This window comes from Saccharopolyspora sp. NPDC045839, assembly GCF_056431645.1.
The window spans coordinates 146,446-163,631 of record NZ_JBWKKH010000001.1 but is presented as its reverse complement, the minus strand read 5'-3'; the positions used below and the strand labels follow the sequence as shown (position 1 = coordinate 163,631).

General features: G+C 70.2%; 14 protein-coding genes and 2 pseudogenes. 7 read left to right on the top strand and 9 right to left on the bottom strand.

Translation table 11 applies throughout. The features are described 5' to 3' along the window. Positions 1-166: 166 nt before the first annotated feature. The 3 genes from AC07EQ_RS00775 to AC07EQ_RS00765 are packed head-to-tail and all read right to left on the bottom strand — an operon-like array spanning position 167 to position 4,604. Positions 167-1,171: an alpha/beta fold hydrolase gene (locus tag AC07EQ_RS00775; protein ID WP_478385777.1), complete on the bottom strand. Its 1,005-nt coding sequence runs from the start codon at positions 1,169-1,171 to the stop codon at positions 167-169. Beyond that, positions 1,168-2,619 (bottom strand): MFS transporter, encoded by a 1,452-nt coding sequence (locus AC07EQ_RS00770; protein WP_478385775.1) that lies wholly within the window; start codon positions 2,617-2,619, stop codon positions 1,168-1,170. The genes AC07EQ_RS00775 and AC07EQ_RS00770 overlap by 4 nt, the downstream gene beginning before the upstream one ends. Positions 2,620-2,666: 47 nt before the next feature. After that, positions 2,667-4,604: a flavin-containing monooxygenase gene (locus AC07EQ_RS00765; RefSeq protein WP_478385774.1), complete on the bottom strand. Its 1,938-nt coding sequence runs from the start codon at positions 4,602-4,604 to the stop codon at positions 2,667-2,669. Between the two features lie 300 nt (positions 4,605-4,904). On the opposite strand from AC07EQ_RS00765, the gene AC07EQ_RS00760 reads away from it, so the two are divergent. Next, positions 4,905-5,840, top strand: a complete 936-nt coding sequence (locus AC07EQ_RS00760) for an SDR family NAD(P)-dependent oxidoreductase (protein ID WP_478385773.1) — start codon at positions 4,905-4,907, stop codon at positions 5,838-5,840. Next, a complete protein-coding gene (locus tag AC07EQ_RS00755; RefSeq protein ID WP_478385772.1) occupies positions 5,840-6,766 on the top strand; it encodes an alpha/beta hydrolase in 927 nt (308 codons plus the stop codon). The genes AC07EQ_RS00760 and AC07EQ_RS00755 overlap by 1 nt, the downstream gene beginning before the upstream one ends. 4 nt (positions 6,767-6,770) lie before the next feature. Here AC07EQ_RS00755 and AC07EQ_RS00750 read toward each other — a convergent pair whose 3' ends face one another. Both AC07EQ_RS00750 and AC07EQ_RS00745 read right to left on the bottom strand, forming a co-directional pair. Further along, on the bottom strand, positions 6,771-7,367 hold the full coding sequence (locus AC07EQ_RS00750) for a TetR/AcrR family transcriptional regulator (protein ID WP_478385771.1): 597 nt from the start codon (positions 7,365-7,367) through the stop codon (positions 6,771-6,773). Positions 7,368-7,503: 136 nt separating this feature from the next. Continuing rightward, positions 7,504-7,716 (bottom strand): tRNA-dependent cyclodipeptide synthase, encoded by a 213-nt coding sequence (locus AC07EQ_RS00745; RefSeq protein WP_478385770.1) that lies wholly within the window; start codon positions 7,714-7,716, stop codon positions 7,504-7,506. A gap of 818 nt (positions 7,717-8,534) precedes the next feature. On the opposite strand from AC07EQ_RS00745, the gene AC07EQ_RS00740 reads away from it, so the two are divergent. Both AC07EQ_RS00740 and katG read left to right on the top strand, forming a co-directional pair. After that, positions 8,535-8,951, top strand: coding sequence for a Fur family transcriptional regulator (locus AC07EQ_RS00740; RefSeq protein WP_478386227.1), 417 nt, complete (start codon positions 8,535-8,537; stop codon positions 8,949-8,951). A 17-nt stretch (positions 8,952-8,968) separates the two neighbouring features. Then, entirely contained in the window at positions 8,969-11,197 is a 2,229-nt protein-coding gene (gene katG, locus AC07EQ_RS00735; protein WP_478385769.1) for a catalase/peroxidase HPI, read from the top strand. A gap of 94 nt (positions 11,198-11,291) precedes the next feature. Here the strand turns inward: katG and AC07EQ_RS00730 are convergent, their stop codons facing one another. Together AC07EQ_RS00730 and AC07EQ_RS00725 are read right to left on the bottom strand one after the other, a co-directional pair. Continuing rightward, positions 11,292-12,566 (bottom strand): M20 family metallo-hydrolase, encoded by a 1,275-nt coding sequence (locus AC07EQ_RS00730; protein WP_478385768.1) that lies wholly within the window; start codon positions 12,564-12,566, stop codon positions 11,292-11,294. A 198-nt stretch (positions 12,567-12,764) separates the two neighbouring features. Then, positions 12,765-13,937, bottom strand: coding sequence for a PucR family transcriptional regulator (locus tag AC07EQ_RS00725; protein ID WP_478385767.1), 1,173 nt, complete (start codon positions 13,935-13,937; stop codon positions 12,765-12,767). 198 nt (positions 13,938-14,135) lie between these two features. Here AC07EQ_RS00725 and AC07EQ_RS00720 point away from each other — a divergent pair. From AC07EQ_RS00720 to AC07EQ_RS00710, 3 genes and pseudogenes are all read left to right on the top strand, one after another. Then, positions 14,136-14,216: pseudogene (locus AC07EQ_RS00720) on the top strand (IS200/IS605 family transposase); the annotation flags it as partial. 45 nt (positions 14,217-14,261) lie between these two features. Continuing rightward, positions 14,262-14,849 (top strand): annotated as a pseudogene (locus tag AC07EQ_RS00715) (RNA-guided endonuclease InsQ/TnpB family protein); the annotation flags it as partial. A 143-nt stretch (positions 14,850-14,992) separates the two neighbouring features. Next, positions 14,993-15,184 (top strand): hypothetical protein, encoded by a 192-nt coding sequence (locus AC07EQ_RS00710; RefSeq protein ID WP_478385766.1) that lies wholly within the window; start codon positions 14,993-14,995, stop codon positions 15,182-15,184. A 117-nt stretch (positions 15,185-15,301) separates the two neighbouring features. Here the strand turns inward: AC07EQ_RS00710 and AC07EQ_RS00705 are convergent, their stop codons facing one another. Then, a complete protein-coding gene (locus tag AC07EQ_RS00705; RefSeq protein WP_478385765.1) occupies positions 15,302-16,372 on the bottom strand; it encodes a DUF6924 domain-containing protein in 1,071 nt (356 codons plus the stop codon). 176 nt (positions 16,373-16,548) lie between these two features. Continuing rightward, the gene (locus AC07EQ_RS00700; protein ID WP_478385764.1) at positions 16,549-17,124 is read right to left on the bottom strand and encodes a class I SAM-dependent methyltransferase; all 576 of its coding nucleotides are present in this window, start codon (positions 17,122-17,124) and stop codon (positions 16,549-16,551) included. Positions 17,125-17,186: the final 62 nt, after the last annotated feature.

The window sequence follows — 17,186 nt, the reverse complement described above, 5'->3', positions numbered from 1 at the left end:
TGAAATTGGACCTTCGATTTCAATGGAAATTGCGGGAGGACCGTGGCCGAGCACGTCTGACCAACCCGGTCGAGTGCGGCGATGACCGCGGCCAGCAGGTACGACGAGGCGACGGCAGGCGCGAAAAGGCTTGCGGCGACGGCCCTTCACTTGCGGCGACGGCCCGTCAGAAGTGGCGGGTGAGCCATTCCAGGAGGATCTCGTTGGTGCCCTCCGGATCCTCCTGCTGCGTCCAGTGGCCGGTGTCGAGCATGCGGCGTTCGAGGGTCTCGACGTATTGGAGCAGGTCGTCGCTCAGGTCCGGGTGGCAGATCGCGTCCCGGCGAGCGGCGATCATCAGCGCCGGCACGGTCAGCTTCGCGATGGCGCCGTCCGGGAACACCCCGGACTGCACGCGCCAGTTCCCCGGGATGCTGCGGTACCAGCCGAGCGGGCCGCCGAACCCCGTGCGCGCGAAGGCTTCGGCGTAGTGGTCGAGCTCCTCGTCGCCGACCAGCACCTCGCCGGGCCAGGTGGCCTCGTCGTCGGCGAGCAGGTGGCTGTAGCTCATCGACTCCGCATCGTGCCGGCCGGTGCGCGAGAGAGTGGTGCCGGCGCCAGTGTCGCGGCGGAAGAAGAACCGGAGGGTCCGCGCCGGGTCGCGCTCCATGAGCGCCTGCAGCTCCGGGGTCTGGAAGTGCGCGACGTAGTTGCGCGGTCCATAGGCCTCCAGGTACTTCTCCAGCGGGTTCTCCCTGGAGTACCCGAACGGCGTGTTGAGCGTGATGACGCCGGCCACGCGCCCGGGATGCAGGTGCGGCATCCACCACGAGATCATGCCGCCGAAGTCGTGGCCGACCACCACCGCGCGGTCGTAGCCGGCGTCCGCGATCAGCCCGGCGACGTCGGTCGTCGTCTCCGCGATGCTGTACGCCGTCGGGTCGGCCGGGCCGGTCGAGCGGCCGTAGCCGCGCAGATCGGGCGCGAGCACGTGGAATCCGGCGTCCGCCAGCGGCCGGAGCTGGTGCCGCCAGGAGGCGGCCAGCTCCGGGAAGCCGTGGCAGAGCACGACGCAGACGTCCCGGGCGACGCGCTCCGGCTTCGCCTCGTAGACGGCGAGGCGGACGCCGTTCGTGTCGACGAACCGCGGTGCCGGCAGCAGGCCGGGCCTGTTCTCCGCCGCCCCGGTCATCGGTCCGCGCTCCGGCGCTGCAGGGTGCGGGGCACGGCGAGCGAGGCGACCGCGCCGATCGCTGCGGCGGCGGCTGCGACCAGGAACGCGCCCCGGAAGCCGGCCTCCTCGTAGACGACGCCGGTCGGGCCGGCGGCGAGCACGAAGTGCGCCAGCACGGTGAAACCGATCGTCGAGATCAGCGTGCCGGACATGGTCTGGGCGACGCCGACGAAGCTCGACCCGACGGCGCGCTCCGTCTCGGGCAGGGTCAGCAGGGCGAGGTTCGGGACGGCGGCGTAGATCATGCAGCCGAGGCCGAAGACCACCCAGATCAGCACCATCACGGCCGGCACGGAGGGCACGGCCGCGAGCACGGCGGCCGCCGTCGCGATCGCCACCGCGCCGAGGGTGAGGTGGTTGCGGAAGCCGAGCGAGCGCGCGGTGGCGCCGGCGATGAACCCGCTGGCGACGATCGCGAGCTGCCCGGGCAGCAGCCACCCCGCCATCTGGGTCGCGGAGAGACCGAAGCCGTACGACGTGCTCTGCGGCGCCTGCAGCAGCATCGGCATCAGGGTGGCGAGCAGGGTCGTGGCGCCGTAGGCGATGCCGCCGGCGATGACGGTGTAGCGCAGGCCCGGGTTGGTGAACAGGTCCAGCCGGATCAGCGGCTCCGGCGTGCGGCGCTCCCACCACACCCAGACGGCGAAGCCGGCCAGTCCGATGGCGACGAAGGTCAGCGTCCGGGAGTCGAACAGGCCCCACACCTTGCCCCGGGAGAGGCCGAACATGACGACGAACATGCCGGCGGTGACCAGCGTCGCGCCGAGCCAGTCGATCCGCGCGGGGGTGCGGATCGGCGTCTCCCGCACGAACAGCGCCGCGAGCAGGGCACCGAAGGCGCAGAAGCCGAACGCGAACCAGAACACCGAACGCATCCCGAAGCGGTCGATGAGCACCCCGGCCACCAGCAGGGAGCCGACGCCGACCGCGCCGACGCCGGTGTTGGCGATGCTGATCGAAATCGACTGCATCCGCACCGGGAACGTGTCCCGGATCAGCGTGTAGCCGAGGGCCATGCAGGCGAAGGCGATGCCGGCGAGGAACCGGCCGGCCACCAGGATTTCGAACGTCGGCGCCGTCGCCGAGAGCAACGCGCCCAGGGCGCCGACGGCGGCGGTGACGACGAGCATCCGCTTCTTGCCGTAGCGGTCGGCCAGCTTGCCGATGACGGGCGAGGCGACCGCGCCGGACAGCGTGAAGGCCGTCATCACCCAGACCACCTGGCTGCCGGGGAACTCGGCGGCGACCTGGGGCAGGGCGGGCGCGATGAGGGAGAAGCCGAGGGCGGACTGCTCGGTGAGCAGCAACAGGATCAGCAGCACGCCGACCCAGTAGCGGGCGGGGCGGCCGTCGGGATCCGCGACGGTGGCGGGGCGTCTGGTGCCGCCGGAGGCCGAGACGGACATGGGGACTCGCTTTCGTGGGGTGGCTCGGTTCGAGACCGGCGCAGGGGTCAGCGGAGGGTGAAGTGCGCGGCGTCGGGCCGGCGGTGCTCGGCCCAGACGTCGACCAGCCGCCACGGGCAGGCGAGGATCACCCGTCCCCGCGCGTTGCGGTAGTAGGTGTGCGCCGTCGGGGTGTGCCGCCAGACGGTGCGCTCCATGTCGGTGTCGATCCGGGCGACGTACTCCTCGTACGCGGCGCGCGTCGGTTCCAGCGACCGGGCGCCCTGCTCGGCGAGGAGGTGCAGGCACTCGAACAGGTAGTGCACGGTGACCTCGATGCCGAAGTTGTTGCCCGCACCGTGGCTGGGGTTCGCGTTGGGCGCGTTGGCGACGAACAGGTTGGGGAATCCGGGCACGGTGCCGCCGCGATAGGCGCGGGGGTCGTTGCCGGCCCACTCGTCGACCAGCCGGACGCCGTCACGCCCCCGGATGTCCAGGCCGGACAGGAAGTCGAGGTGGAACCCGGTGGCGTAGACGATGACGTCGACCTCGACCAGCTCGCCGTCGGGAGTGCGGATGCCGTGCTCGGTGATCTCCGCGGGCTCGGCCGCGACGACGTCGACGTGGTCCCGGGTGAGCGCGGCGTAGTAGGCGCCGGGGTCGCGGATGATCCGCTTGCCGAACGGCGCGAAGTCCGGGGTCACCTTGGCCGCGAGCTCCGACCCCGCGCCGAAGGTGCGGTCGATGTAGGCCAGGCAGTCCTGGAGCAGGACGTCGTTGGCCGGCGAGATCGACCGGTGGGTGGCGGCCCACTCGGGGTCGACGAGGACGACCGGGTAGCCGTTGTCGGCGGAGCCCCAGAAAGCCTTGAGCCGCAGCCAGTTCGCGTAGAACGGCACGTGCCGGCCGAGCCAGCGGTGGTGCTCGGGAACGTCGTCGCTGTCGCGCTTGCGCGGCGCCACCCAGTGCGGCTGGCGCTGGAACAAGGTGAGGTGGGCGACGTCGTCGGCGATCGCGTCGACGATCTGGGCCGCGGTGCAACCGGCGCCGATGACGGCGACGCGCTTGCCCGTGAGGTCGAGCCCCGGGTGCCACTCGCCGGAGTGGACGCTGAGGCCCTGGAAGCGGTCCCGCCCGGGCGCCCCCGGGTACTGCGGCCGGTTGAGGTAGCCGGCCGCGGTCAGCACCACCGCGGCGTCCTCGACGCGGGTGCCGTTGGCGTCGCGCACCCGGATCCGCCAGCGTGCGGCGGCGTCGTCCCAGGTCAGGGCCTCGACTTCGGTGCCGAACGAGACGTGCTCCTGAACGCCGTGCCGGCCGACGACCTCGCGCAGGTACTCCTGGTACTCGCCGCCCTTGGGGTAGTAGCTCGACCAGTCGGGGTTGATCTCGGCGGACAGCGAGTAGTACGACGACGGCGTGTCTACGCCGACGCCGGGGTAGGTCTGGGTGAGCCAGGTGCCGCCGATGTCGTTGTTGCGCTCGTAGATCCGGTACCGGACCCCCTCCCGCTGCGCGGTGAGCGCGGCCGCGATGCCGGCCAGGCCGCCGCCGATGATGGCGAGGTCGATCGTCTCCGGCAGCGGCTCGGTGCGCGGCACCACCGGTCGTGAGCCCTGGAAACCCCCTTGCTCCAGCAACATCGGGTAGTACTCCGGAGCCGGTGTCGCGCCCATCGCGACCGGCACCAGCCGGGTGAAGAACGCCAGGTCGTCGGGGGCCGGACCGTTCGCGTCGCCCGGCTCCCGGTCGGCGGTCAGCGCCGCGACCAGCCGGTCGACGATGGCCGCGGCGGTGTCGGCGTCGGTGCGGCCCGCCATCTCGGGCGGGTCCGGCACGTGGGTGATCGCGCCGCCGAACTCGTCGAGCACCGACACGTCCCGGGTGACCTGGGCCAGCACGGCCAGCAGCACCGCGGAGTCGGCCCGGCGCAGGTGCGCGCGCAGCTCGTCGGCATCGACGCCGGGCGAGCCGGGTGAGGCGAGGGCATGGGCGGAAGCGGACAAGGCGACTCCTCGCAGAGGACATGGCGGGCTGCCGCGGCGGAGCGGGTCCGCGCCGGTGAGATGGGTCAGGACGGACCTGGTCGGACGCCCGGAGACCGGGGTCGAACGACTGTGTGAGCCAGGACACTAAGCGGTCGAGCGAACGCTGTCTAGACTCTCGTCTCGGTTTTCAGATCTAAAGTTCGAAGTATTGCCTTCGGGTCTATCCAGGTGCCGCGCGGTCGACTACGGTCGCCGCCATTCCCCTCCACCGAACGCCGCATCCGGCGCGACGCCGCTCTCGAGAAAGGTCTTGCCGCCATGGATCAACTGCGCTTCGACGACCAGGTCGCCCTGGTCACCGGTGTCTCCACGTTCGGCCTCGGGCTCGCCTACGCCCGGCTGCTGGCCGCTCGCGGCTGCCGGGTCGTCGTCAACGACCTCGGTCGCGACTGGACCGGCTCGGCCAATCCGCCCGGCACCGACGAGGCGGTGCGGATCATCGAGGAGGCGGGCGGCACCGCCGTCGGCGTGACGGGCGACGTCGTGGCGGAGGCCCCGCAGATCGTGCAGGCCGCCGTCGACGCCTTCGGCCGGCTCGACATCGTGATCAACAACGCCGGCGCCGGTGGCGACTTCGACACCCAGGTCGACGTGCACCTGCGCGGCGCCCACCGGATCAGCGAGGCCGCCTGGCCGCACCTCGTCGCCGCCGGGGCCGGACGGATCCTGAACATCTCCTCCAACGGCAGCTACGGCGCGCCGGCGATGCCGGGGTACGCCGCGGCCAAGGGCGGCATCCTGTCGCTCACGCGCACCCAGGCCATCCTCGGCCGGCCGGTCGGCGTGCGGGCCAACACGATCCTGCCCGCCGCGTGGACCCGCTCGACGGCGGGCATCGAGCAGCCCGGCTTCGCGGACTTCATGTCCACCCACTTCCCGCCGGAGGCCGTGGCCGCTTTCGCGGCGTACCTCCTGCACGGCGGCACGACGCTCACCGGCGAGGCCTTCGCCGTCGGTGGCGGCCTGGTCACCCGCGTGGTCCAGGCCGAGACGAGGGGAGCGCGGGCGGCCGACCACGTGCCCGAGGCCTGGCCCGCACTGATCGAGCAGGTGCTGGCGCCGGAGTCGATGGTGATCGCCGGCTCGCTGTGGGCGCAGCTGGACGCGTTCGTCGGCCGGATGGGGCCCGCGACGCAGGCGGACTGGGCGGCGATCCGGATCGCCCCCGACGTGGCCGGGAAGGTGGGTGCGTGATGGTGTCGCTCGACCCCGATGTCGCCGCCTACCTGGAGCACAGGAGCGAGAGCTGGGTGCCGATGCACGTCGCCGGCGTGAGCGCCGCGCGCACGGCGCTCGCCCGGCTACCGCGCCGCTCCGGGCCGCAGATGCACCGCGTCGAGGACCGCGTGATCGACGGCCCGCACGGTCCCTTGCGGCTGCGGATCTACTGGCCGACCGACGCGGACGCCCCGCCCGCCGTCGCGTACTTCCACGGCGGCGGCATGGTCATCGGCGACATCGACGACTTCGATATCCTCGCCCGTTTCCTGGCGGAGGCGTCCGGCGCCGTGGTGGTGAGCGTCGACTACCGGCTCGCCCCCGAGCACCCCTACCCGGTGGCCACGGAGGAGGCGTACGCCGCCGTGCAGTGGATCGGCGACGCCGCGGCCGAGCTCGGCATCGACCCCACCCGCGTTGCGGTCGCCGGCGACAGCGCCGGCGCGACCCTGGCGGCCGGCGTCGCCCTTCAGACCCGCGACGAGGGCGGCGTCCCGCTGGTCTTCCAGCTGCACCTCTACGCCGGGATCGACCGCGACGACACCCGGCCCTCGGTCCTGGAGCACGCCGACGGGCCGATCATCACCGCGGGCGACTTCGCCTGGACCAAGAACCTCTACCTGGGGGACGACCCGAGCCGCGACCACCCCTACGGCGTGCCCAGCCTCGCCGCCGACCTGTCCGGCCTCCCGGACGCCATCGTCGTCACGGCCTCGCACGACCCCAGTCGCGACGGGGCGGAGGAGTACGGGCTGCGGCTGCGCGACACCGGCGTCCAGGTGGCGCTGCTGCGCTACCCGGGCGTGGCCCACGGGTTCCTGATGCACGCCGACCACCACGCCCGGGCCCGGCTCGCGCTGGCCGAGATCGGCGGCCTGATGCGCGCCAAGCTCGGGCGCTGAGACCTCAGTCGACGAGCAGTGCCGCGCACCAGACGTCGGTGATCGTGTCGATCGCGCCGGCCCGGTCGGCCTGCCAGCCCCGCACCAGCCAGGTGTTGAGGAACAGCTCCAGGCCGCTGATCAGCAGCAGCGCGCGGCACTGCACGTCGGCGTCGTCGAAGCGCTGCCACAGGGTCGCGTTCGCGGTGAGCGCCGTGACGAAGCGGTGGTGGTAGTCGAGGTAGAACTCGTCGTAGCGCACCAGCCCGGAGCTCTGCACCCGCAACCGGTCATCGCTGTGCTCCCAGGTGGCGACGACGTGCTCGACCCACCCGCCGATGCTCGCCCGGGACCACTCCTCGAGCGCCCCGAAGTCGCGGTACAGCGACTCCGCGCGGTCCCACATCTCGATGACGATCTCGCGGGCGATCAGGTCCTTGCTCGGGAAGTACGAGTACAGGGTCGCCCGGCTGGCCCCCACCGCCTTCGCGATGTCGTCGATCGTGGTCTCGCGGAAGCCCCGCCGGCCGATCAGCTCGGCGGCGGCGTCGAGGATCGTCGCCCTCGTCTGGCGCTTCTGCTGCTCGCGCAGCGACGGACGCCGCTCGGGTCTGGAATCCATACTCCGAGTCTAGTATCCGCGAACTCGCGTGGTCCGGGCGGCGGGGATGATCTTCGCCTGCGCGCACTTCGTGGTGCCGTGCGCGAGCTTCCGGGACCGCGCCGGCTCGTGCGGGGGCGCGGCGGGTGACCATCGATCACCAGACGACCGGGAAGACGTCGATCTTGTCGAAGCGCGGGTAGCACCACGAAACCAGGTCGCGCACCAGAGAAGGTTTGTAATAGCTGTTGAACGGGCTCGATGCGATGAGCCCGTGCTCAGCACGATCGACGATCCGGCGACATCGCGCGGTGACTGTTTCGATGGTGAACAGTCCGCTTTCGCTGTCGATTTCGGCTGACTCGAGCACGTGATCAGCTTAGTCTTCCGGGGCTCCGCCGAATCAACAGATCTGTGTAGAGTTGTCGGCCGGAATGCCCTTTTGGGCAACGCGATATCTCATTTCTGCGCTCCTCCGCAGGATTGCTGCCGCCCACCCATTCTCCGTTCGGTCAATGTGGCGAAGACCACGATGGCGCGAGAGGCTGATCCTTTCCGTGTAACCAGTGGTGATGTTGCAGTGGCGCTGGTGACGCGCCAAAGGTGTTGCGGTGCGGCACAAAGATGCGGAACTCCAGTACGAAGATGATCCTTCCATGGAGGTTTTTTCAACCTCGTTCTGCGTGGCGGTGCCGGTGTCGTAGGTGGGTTATGCGCCTGCGGCGCATGCGACATCCCGTCGACGTGCGGCTTTGCGACCTGCGGCTGCTGGCCGACCGGGATGAAAAAGGATCAACAGGATCCCTTGGAACTCCCAGCAAAGTGACAGGTTCACCAGTCTGCGGAAGCAGATGATTGCGAACGTCAGGTGTAGGAATGCCTCGTGAATGCCGTCGCGGACCTCCCGGCGAACGCGCAATCGGCGGAACCGGTGCAGCAGCGCGAAGGTCTGCTCGGTCACCCACCGGTACACGCCCGGCACTTTCCGCTGAACGGGGAGGAATCCGGTGGACGTTGGGACGATGGCTCCGCTGGTCGTCGAAGGACTGCGGAAGACGTTCCCGAACCGGGGGAGGAGATCGCGGCTGGTCGCGGTGGACGACGGGCGAGGCGGGGCTCACTCTTGATTAGTTCCAGAAAATGCGGCAGGCTCTGCGCGTGCCAACGACCACGGCGGATCTTGAGCGCATGTTGCGCAAGACTGCGCTGCGCGTGACCCGGCCTCGGGTTGCGGTGCTGTCCGCAGTGCGTGAGCATCCGCACGCGGATACGGACTCGATCGTCGGTGTCGTGCGCAGAGAACTCCCGAAGGTTTCCCGCCAGGCCGTCTACGACGTGCTGCGCGCGCTGACCGAAGCGGGTTTGCTGCGCCGCATCCAGCCGATGGGGTCCGTGGCCCGCTACGAGGCGCGAGTCGGGGACAACCACCACCATCTCGCGTGCCGGTTGTGCGGTGCCATCGTCGACGTCGATTGCGCCGTGGGCGCCGCCCCCTGCTTGGCCGCCTCCGATGCCCACGGCTTCACGATCGACGAGGCCGAGGTCATCTACTGGGGACTGTGCTCCTCCTGCTCGCCCGACCCCGCCGCTGAACAGAACAGCTGAACCTGAAAGGGACTCCCGTGACTGACAGCCCTGACGCCGTTGTTGGAGACAACAAGGAGGCGAGCGCAGGCAAGTGCCCGGTCGCGCACGGGCGCGCCCCGCACCCGACCCAGGGCGGCGGGAACCGCCAGTGGTGGCCGAACCGGCTCAACGTCAAGATCCTCGCGAAGAACCCCCTGGTCGCCAACCCGCTGGGCGAGGAGTTCGACTACGCCGAGGAGTTCAAGACCCTCGACCTGCCCGCCGTCAAGCGGGACATCGAAGAGGTCCTGACCACCTCGCAGGACTGGTGGCCGGCCGACTTCGGCCACTACGGGCCGCTCATCATCCGGATGGCGTGGCACAGCGCGGGCACGTACCGCATCAGCGATGGCCGCGGTGGCGCCGGCGCCGGTCAGCAGCGCTTCGCGCCGCTGAACAGCTGGCCGGACAACGTCAACCTCGACAAGGCCCGCCGCCTGCTGTGGCCGGTCAAGAAGAAGTACGGCCAGAAGATCTCGTGGGCCGACCTGCTGATCCTGGCCGGCAACGTCGCGCTGGAGTCGATGGGCTTCAAGACCTTCGGCTTCGCCGGTGGTCGCGTGGACGTCTGGGAGCCCGACGAGGACGTCTACTGGGGCCCCGAGACCACGTGGCTCGACGACGAGCGCTACAGCGGTGACCGGGAACTCGAGAACCCGCTGGCCGCGGTCCAGATGGGACTCATCTACGTCAACCCGGAGGGCCCCAACGGCAACCCGGACCCGATCGCCGCGGCCCGCGACATCCGCGAGACCTTCCGCCGCATGGCGATGAACGACGAGGAGACCGTCGCGCTGATCGCCGGTGGGCACACCTTCGGCAAGACCCACGGTGCGGCGCCGGACAGCAACCTGGCCGCCGACCCCGAAGGCGCCGCGCTCGAGGAGCAGGGCCTGGGCTGGAAGAACTCCTTCGGCACCGGCAAGGGCGCCGACACCATCACCAGCGGTCTCGAGGTCACGTGGACCTCGACGCCGACGAGGTGGACCACCAACTTCCTCTGGAACCTCTTCAGCTTCGAGTGGGAGCTGACGGAAAGCCCGGCCGGCGCGAAGCAGTGGAAGCCGAAGGGCGGCGCGGGCGAAGGCACGGTGCCGCACGCCCACGATTCGTCGAAGCGGATCGCGCCGAGCATGCTGACCACCGACCTCTCGCTGCGCTACGACCCGGTCTACGAGCCGATCGCGCGGCGCTTCATGGAGAACCCCGACGAGTTCGCCGACGCGTTCGCCCGGGCGTGGTTCAAGCTGACCCACCGCGACCTGGGGCCGAAGTCGCTCTACCTCGGCCCGGAGGTGCCCGCGGAGACCCTGCTGTGGCAGGACCCGCTCCCCGCGGTCGACCACGAGGTCATCGGTGCCGAGGACATCGCCGCCCTGAAGGCCCGGATCACCGACTCGGACCTGAGCGTCTCGCAGCTGGTCTCGGCCGCGTGGGCGTCGGCCTCGACGTTCCGCGGCAGCGACAAGCGCGGTGGCGCCAACGGCGCGCGCATCCGCTTGGAGCCGCAGAAGGGGTGGGAGGTCAACAACCCCGACGAGCTGGCGAAGGTGCTGAGCACCCTGGAGGGCGTCCAGGAGTCGTTCAACGCCGCTCAGACCGGTGGCAAGAAGGTCTCGCTGGCCGACCTGATCGTCCTCGGTGGGGCGGCGGCCGTCGAGCAGGCCGCCAAGGCCGCGGGCTACGACGTCGAGGTGCCGTTCACGCCGGGCCGCGTGGACGCGTCGCAGGAGCAGACCGACGCGGAGTCGTTCGCCGCGCTCGAGCCCGCCGCGGACGGGTTCCGCAACTACCAGGGCAAGGGCAACCGGCTGCCGGCCGAGTACCTGCTGCTCGACAGGGCGAACCTGCTCACGCTGAGCGCCCCGGAGACGACCGTGCTCGTCGGCGGTCTCCGCGTCCTCGGCGCGAACTACGACGGCTCGGAGCTCGGTGTCCTCACCGGCACCCCGGGCGCGCTGACCAACGACTTCTTCGTGAACCTGCTCGACCTGGGCACCACGTGGAAGCCGGTGTCGGAGGACGCCCAGTCCTTCGAGGCTCGCGACGACGCCGGCGAGGTCAAGTGGACCGGCAGCCGCGCCGACCTCGTCTTCGGCTCGAACTCCGAGCTGCGCGCGCTCGCGGAGGTCTACGCGAGCGATGACGCGAAGGAGAAGTTCGTGCGCGACTTCGTCGCCGCGTGGGACAAGGTCATGAACCTCGACCGGTTCGACCTCGCCTGATCCGACCGCGTCAGCTCGCCTCTGACGAGCTGAAACGGTCCGAAGAGGACAGCGAGACCCCGTCCACCAGGGCGGGGTCTCGCCGCTTCCGGCGCTACCGCTGGGATTCCAGGGCGCCCGACATGAGGCGGTGGATCACCTCGGCCAGCAGGTCGGTGCCCGCGCAGATGTCGTGATCGGGGGTGAACTCGCCTTCGTTGTGGGAAATGCCGTCGGTGCTGGGGACGAAGAGCATGACCGCGGGCGTGACGTCCTTCATGTTCACCGAGTCATGACCGGCGATGGTCATCATGGTCCGGTGCCGGAGCCCCAGCTCGTCGGCGGCCTCGGCGGCGAGATCCACCCCCGCCCGTGGGAAGGGCGCCACGCCCCATCCATGCGTCTGGACCACCTCGATATCGACCGCCGCGCGCTCCTCGATGCCGCGGATGGCCTCGGCGAGACCCTTGACCGCGTCGTCGAGGAATGCCTCGTCGGGCGACCGCAGGTCGACGTGCATCCGCACCTCGCGCGCCACCACCACCGGCGAGTTGGGCTCGATGTACATCTCGCTCACCGACGTGTGCAGCGGGACGGCCGCGGCCCGCTCCGCCAGTTCGCGCACGGCCACGACCAGGAGGGAAGCGCCGAACAGCGCGTCGCGCCGGTCCGCCATGATCGTCGATCCGGTGTGCGACTGCTCGCCGCGGACGACCACCTGGTACTTGCGCGCCGCCCAGGTCGAGCCGACGAGTCCGATCGTGGTGCCCGCGTTCTCGAGTTCTCGCCCCTGCTCGATGTGGATTTCGGCGTATGCGGCCAACTCCGGCCCGGCGTAGTCGCCGATCGTCCCGATCTCGCGGAGCGCGGCCCGCACCGAGGTTCCCGCCGGGTCGGTCGTGGCGAGCGCGGTCTCGGCGGGCAGCTTCCCGGTGAAGACCGCGCTGCCCATCATGCTCGGCTTGAACCGGGAACCTTCCTCGTTGAACCAGTTGACGACGGCGACGTTGTAGCGCGGGGAAGCACCGGAGGCCCTCCAGCGCTCGACGGCTCGGTGCGCGGCGTGGGCTGCCGCCAGAACCCCGTAGGCACCGTCGTAGCGGCCCCCGAGCGGCTGGCTGTCCAGGTGCGAACCGCTGAGGACGTACGGCGCGCCAGGCGTGAAGGTGAACAGGCCGAACTGGTTGCCCACGCCGTCGTAGTGCACTTCGAAGCCGTGGCGGGTCAGCCAACGGTGCAGCCAGGTGCGCTGGTCGCCGTCGGCAGCGGTGGCGGCCTGGCGATCGACTCCGCCGCCGGGTGTCGCTCCGAATGCGGAGAGCGTCGCGAAGTCCTTCAGCAGTGCGGTGTTCTGCTCGTCCGGGGTCGGCGAGGCGGAGGCGCTTCTCATGATCAGGTCCTTCTGGGCGGGTTCGCGGCTCCTCGGATCCTCCGGTGGGCCGGATCCCAGTAGTCGCTGTTGGCGTGATCGTCGGCGGGCTCGTTCGTGCCGTCCATTCGACCCGAACCCGGGGTCCGTGGGGAATTGCCGCCTGTCGCCGGAATCGGCGATTTCCTTGGGCGTATGCACAAGCCGCGGCGCAGCCGGTCAACCAGGGGCGACCTCGCCGTCCGAGCGTTCTCGGCAGGCCAGCGCGACCAGGACCGCGGCGGCGTGCTCCGGCCGGGTCACGTCGTGCCCGGTGAGCTCGGCGAACCGGTGCAGCCGGTTGAGCACGGTGTTGCGATGGCAGAAGACCTCGTTCGCGACCGCGTTGACCGAACCGGACCGCAGATATGCCCGCACGGTCTCCAGAATGCGAGCCCGCTCGTGCGGCGTGCCGGCGGCCGGTGCGGGGAGCACCTCGTCCCGCAGGGCTGCCGCGACCTCGCCCAGGCGGGCGCCGACGACATGCGGCCACCGTTCGACGAGGTGGTGCGGCCGGCCGTCCTCGTCGCTGATCGTCGCGGCCACCTCCACGCTGATCCGCAGCGCCCGGGGCACGTCGGCGAGCCCGTTCGCGATCGGCCCGACGCCGCACGGCACGGAATCGAGCCACCGCGCCGGTGTCCCCGGCGCCCGGTTCGGCAGCTCGGCGATGAGCACCTGACGCCGGTCGACGTCCTGCAGGTGGGCCGGAACGGACGTGGCCCGCAACCGATCGGCCGCCTGGCGCAGCGGGCGCGGCGCGTCGATGGGGGCGGCCGCGACCAGGAAGTCGCCCTTCGCGTTCATGCCGAGCGCTTGCGCGACCTGCTCGACGACCTGTGGATCACGTCCCCCGACGGCCAGCAGCGAATCCACCAGGCGGTTTCGTTCGTCGTCGCGTTCCCTGGCCAGCACGGCGGCCTCGTTCTCGTAGGCCAGGTGCACCCGGGCGCTGTACTCCTCGACCACGTCCCAGACGCGAACGGTGTTGTGCACGAGGAGCGGGAGTCCGGACCGGTCCACCCGGCGCAGGAACGCCGACCACATCACCCGGAAGTCCAGTCGCACCGCGCGGAGCAGGACTTCCAGCGGGACGCCGAGGTGCGCGCGCCTGCGCCCGATCCGTTCGCAGATGCCGGCGAGCCGTTGCGGCACGGGCAGGCCCGCGGCGGTGCGCAGGAGCAGTTCGATGCTGGCTTCGGCGTCCTCGCGCAGCTCCTCGTTCGGCACCGCGCCGCTGGCGTAGGGCTCGATCGCGCTCAGCTCCGCGATGAAGTCGTCGACCAGCTCGTCCAAGCATGCGTGCACCAGGCCGCGCAGCGGGCCGCCCGGCGCGATATCGACGTCCGACATGTGTGTTCGCCCATTTCGTCGCGATCTTCCAGGTCGTCCGCCTCATTGTGCGGTGCGAGCGGTCGGCCTGGGGGAGCGCGCATCGGCGCATGCGTGACGAATCGGGGCGATCACCGGCCGCTGCTCGTGTGCATTTGCCCAAGCCGCTCCGGGGAAGTAGCGGCATTTCGTCATTGTGCCGGGATGTCGGTGCGAGCAAACAGCTACTTCGTCGCGACCGTGGGCCTTGCTCCGCTGTCGGCGATCAAGCGGTATGTCGAGCAGCAGAAAGCCCGGTGACACGATGCTGACGGCGTTGAGGACGGCGCCACCACCCCAGAGAGGCACGCCGCACCCAACAGCGGTGTCGGTGTTGACCGAGGCGTCGCAACCGCTGTGGCCACCAGTGACGGTGACCTGTTGGACCGGGAGTTCCGCACCAAGGGCGAGGCCAAGCGTTACCGGAGGTCGCAGCAGAAACTCGCACGCCAACAACGCGGATCGACCAACCGCAAGAAGACCCTCGCTGAGGCGCGGTGTATCAAGCGCCGTGAAACCGATCGTCGGGACGACTTCTGCAACCAAACCGCCCACCAGCTCGCCACCCGTAACGTGCTGGTCGCCATCGAAGATCTGCGCACCCGCAACATGATCGCCTCAGCCAAGGGCACCACCGAAGAACCGGGTAAGCGGGTTGCGCAGAAGTCCGGGTTGAACCGGTCGATCCTGGACAAGGGTTGGCACAAGCTTCAGCTCGCCGTGGAAAACGTTGCCCGTTACACGGGCACCAAGATCGTAAAGGTACCTGCTGCGTACACGTCTCAGACGTGCTCAGCATGCCGCGTTGTGGACCCGAAATCGCGTGAGAGCCAAGCGCGGTTCCGGTGCACCCAGTGCGGACACGCGGAGCATGCCGACGTCAACGCAGCGAAGAACATCCTCGCCGCCGGACGGGCGGTGTCAGCCTGTGGAGACCTCGGGAATGCCCGGTCCGTGAAGCAGGAACCAGCGGTAAACCGTGAGGAACGGGATCGCTGCTCACCGAACTGTTCCCGCCGCAGCTCCGCTACAGCGGTGTGTCGATCGCGTTCAACCTGGGCGGCGTGGTCAGCGGGTTCGTGCCGTTCGCGGCGACGGCGGTGCTGGCGGCGAGCGGGCAGCGATCGTGGTCGGTGGCGCTGCTGCTCGTGGGACTCGCCGTGCTGACCGCTCTGGGCGGAGCGATCGGCGAGCGGCTGCGGATCGCGGACGACGTCCGCGCCGGATGAGTCCGCTCGCGGGCGGTTGCCGACCTGGTCATTCATGATGTCGGGGATCCCACAGCGAGAAGGCGCCTGAGGTTCCGCTACCTGCACCGCGATGCAAGGTGAGTCCGGAAACAGGTTCTAGAGCATCGGTTGCACGATGCCGTTTTCGTCCACGTTGTCGGCGAATTCCTCCCAGTCCATGTTCGCTATCGACAGGTTGTTCTCGATCTCCTGGATCGCCGGCGGAGTGGCGCGGAAGGTCTGGCCGAGGTTTTCCTCGTCGAGATCGACGACCAGCACGTGGCGCTCGGGGGCCTCCATGGTCGCCTCGTCGGCGACGACCAGCAGCGCCCAGTCGGCGTCCGGCGGCACCAGCTGGACGAGTTGTGCGGCCGTCAGGCCTTCGAACCTGATGTCGTCGACGGGTTCCACGTCCGCGATGAAGACGTCGTCGTCGAACACCTGGCGCGGTGCGGTCACCTGGCTGCTCGCCGCGGCCCACGCCTCGTCGTCGGAGAAATCGGTGCGCACCAGGGGCACCGACCCGATCAGCGGCAACTGTGGCGTGCCGGCCGGAACCTCCTCCAGGGCTACCGGTCCGCGCGCCTCCTCGAACAGCGGCGTTTCCGGGGGTTCCACGAGCGTGCCCCGGTAGGCGACCGGGGCGTGGCCCGGCGGCTGGCGGTAGCCCATGAATTCGGCGCCGGTTTTCTTGAAGGTCATGCCGGCGACCGTGAATTCCTCGGACTCGCCGGACCAACCGGGTTTCCACAGCCCGACCGAGTACGCGATGCCCGACCGGTCGCGCCACGCCGCCCACTGCAGGGGCGACTCCTCGCCGTCGTCGATGAGGAACCGCAGCCGTCCCGCCGGGTGCCACCCCTTGCTCAGGGTTTCGGTGGTGAACTCGAACCCGTGGACAGCATCGGCGTCCTCGAAGACCTCCCGGCCTTCGAGCTCGCCGCGAACCTGGACCAGATGGGCGCTGTCCGCTCGGCGGTGGCCGAAGCACTTGCCCATGTCCGGCGCGAAGGCGAGCGAGGACTCCGCGCCGTCCCGCGTGACCCAGGACAGCTGCTCCGGCACCGCGCTCCCGTCTTCCGCGACGTGCACCAGCAGTCGAGGGCCTGGTTCCCACTCCACGGCCGCCAGATCGCGCCGCCACATGCGAAAGACGAACACCGAAGCGTCGCCCGAAGCCGACTGCACAGAAGTCTCCTCGAAGCCACGCCGCCGGGACACTCAGCCCGGCGGCACCTCGCGAGAGAAGGTAGCCACGTCCCATGACAGGCAGCGCCACATCCAGCGAGGACTTCCCCAGCGGGCACGTCGCGAAGCCTGAAGGGGCAGCGGAATGCCCGACTGTCTCTTGTGGACTCCGATGCTCAGAGGGTGTGGACCGAAACCGCGTAATCGCCGTCGGTGAAGGGGGCCCGGTCCCAGGTGGCGAACCGGTCGCTCAGCGTGAGCCCGGCCGCCGCCGCGTGCGCGTCGTAGTCGGCGATCCGGTAACCGCGGTCGAGGCTGAAACCGGCGATGAGCAGTCCCGCGGGGCGCACGTGGCGGGCCACGCCCGCGACGAGTGCGGCTTGGGTGCCGGGCGGTGTGAACAGCGGGACGTTGCCGGCCATGACGACCACGTCGAAGGTGCGCCCGAGGTCGAGCCCGGCCAGGTCGGCCCGGACCCAGGAGATCTCCGGGGCCAGGCGGCGGGCGGTGGTCAGCATCGAGCCGTCGACGTCGGTCCCGACGACCTCGATGCCGTGCCGGGCCAGTTCGATCGCCACGCGGCCCGTCCCGCAGCCGGCGTCGAGGACGCTCGCGGGGGAGAAGGCGCGGACGAAGCCCGCTTCGCCGTGGACATCTGCCCCGGAAGCCGCCAATGCGTCGAAGCGCCGCTGGTAGTCCTCGCCGTCCCACCCGGCGGGTGCGGTGGCGGCGGTGTCGCGTCCTTCAGCCATGGCTCGATCTTCGCATTCCGGGTGACCTGCGAGTACTACCGGCAGACCGGCAGTACTCGCAG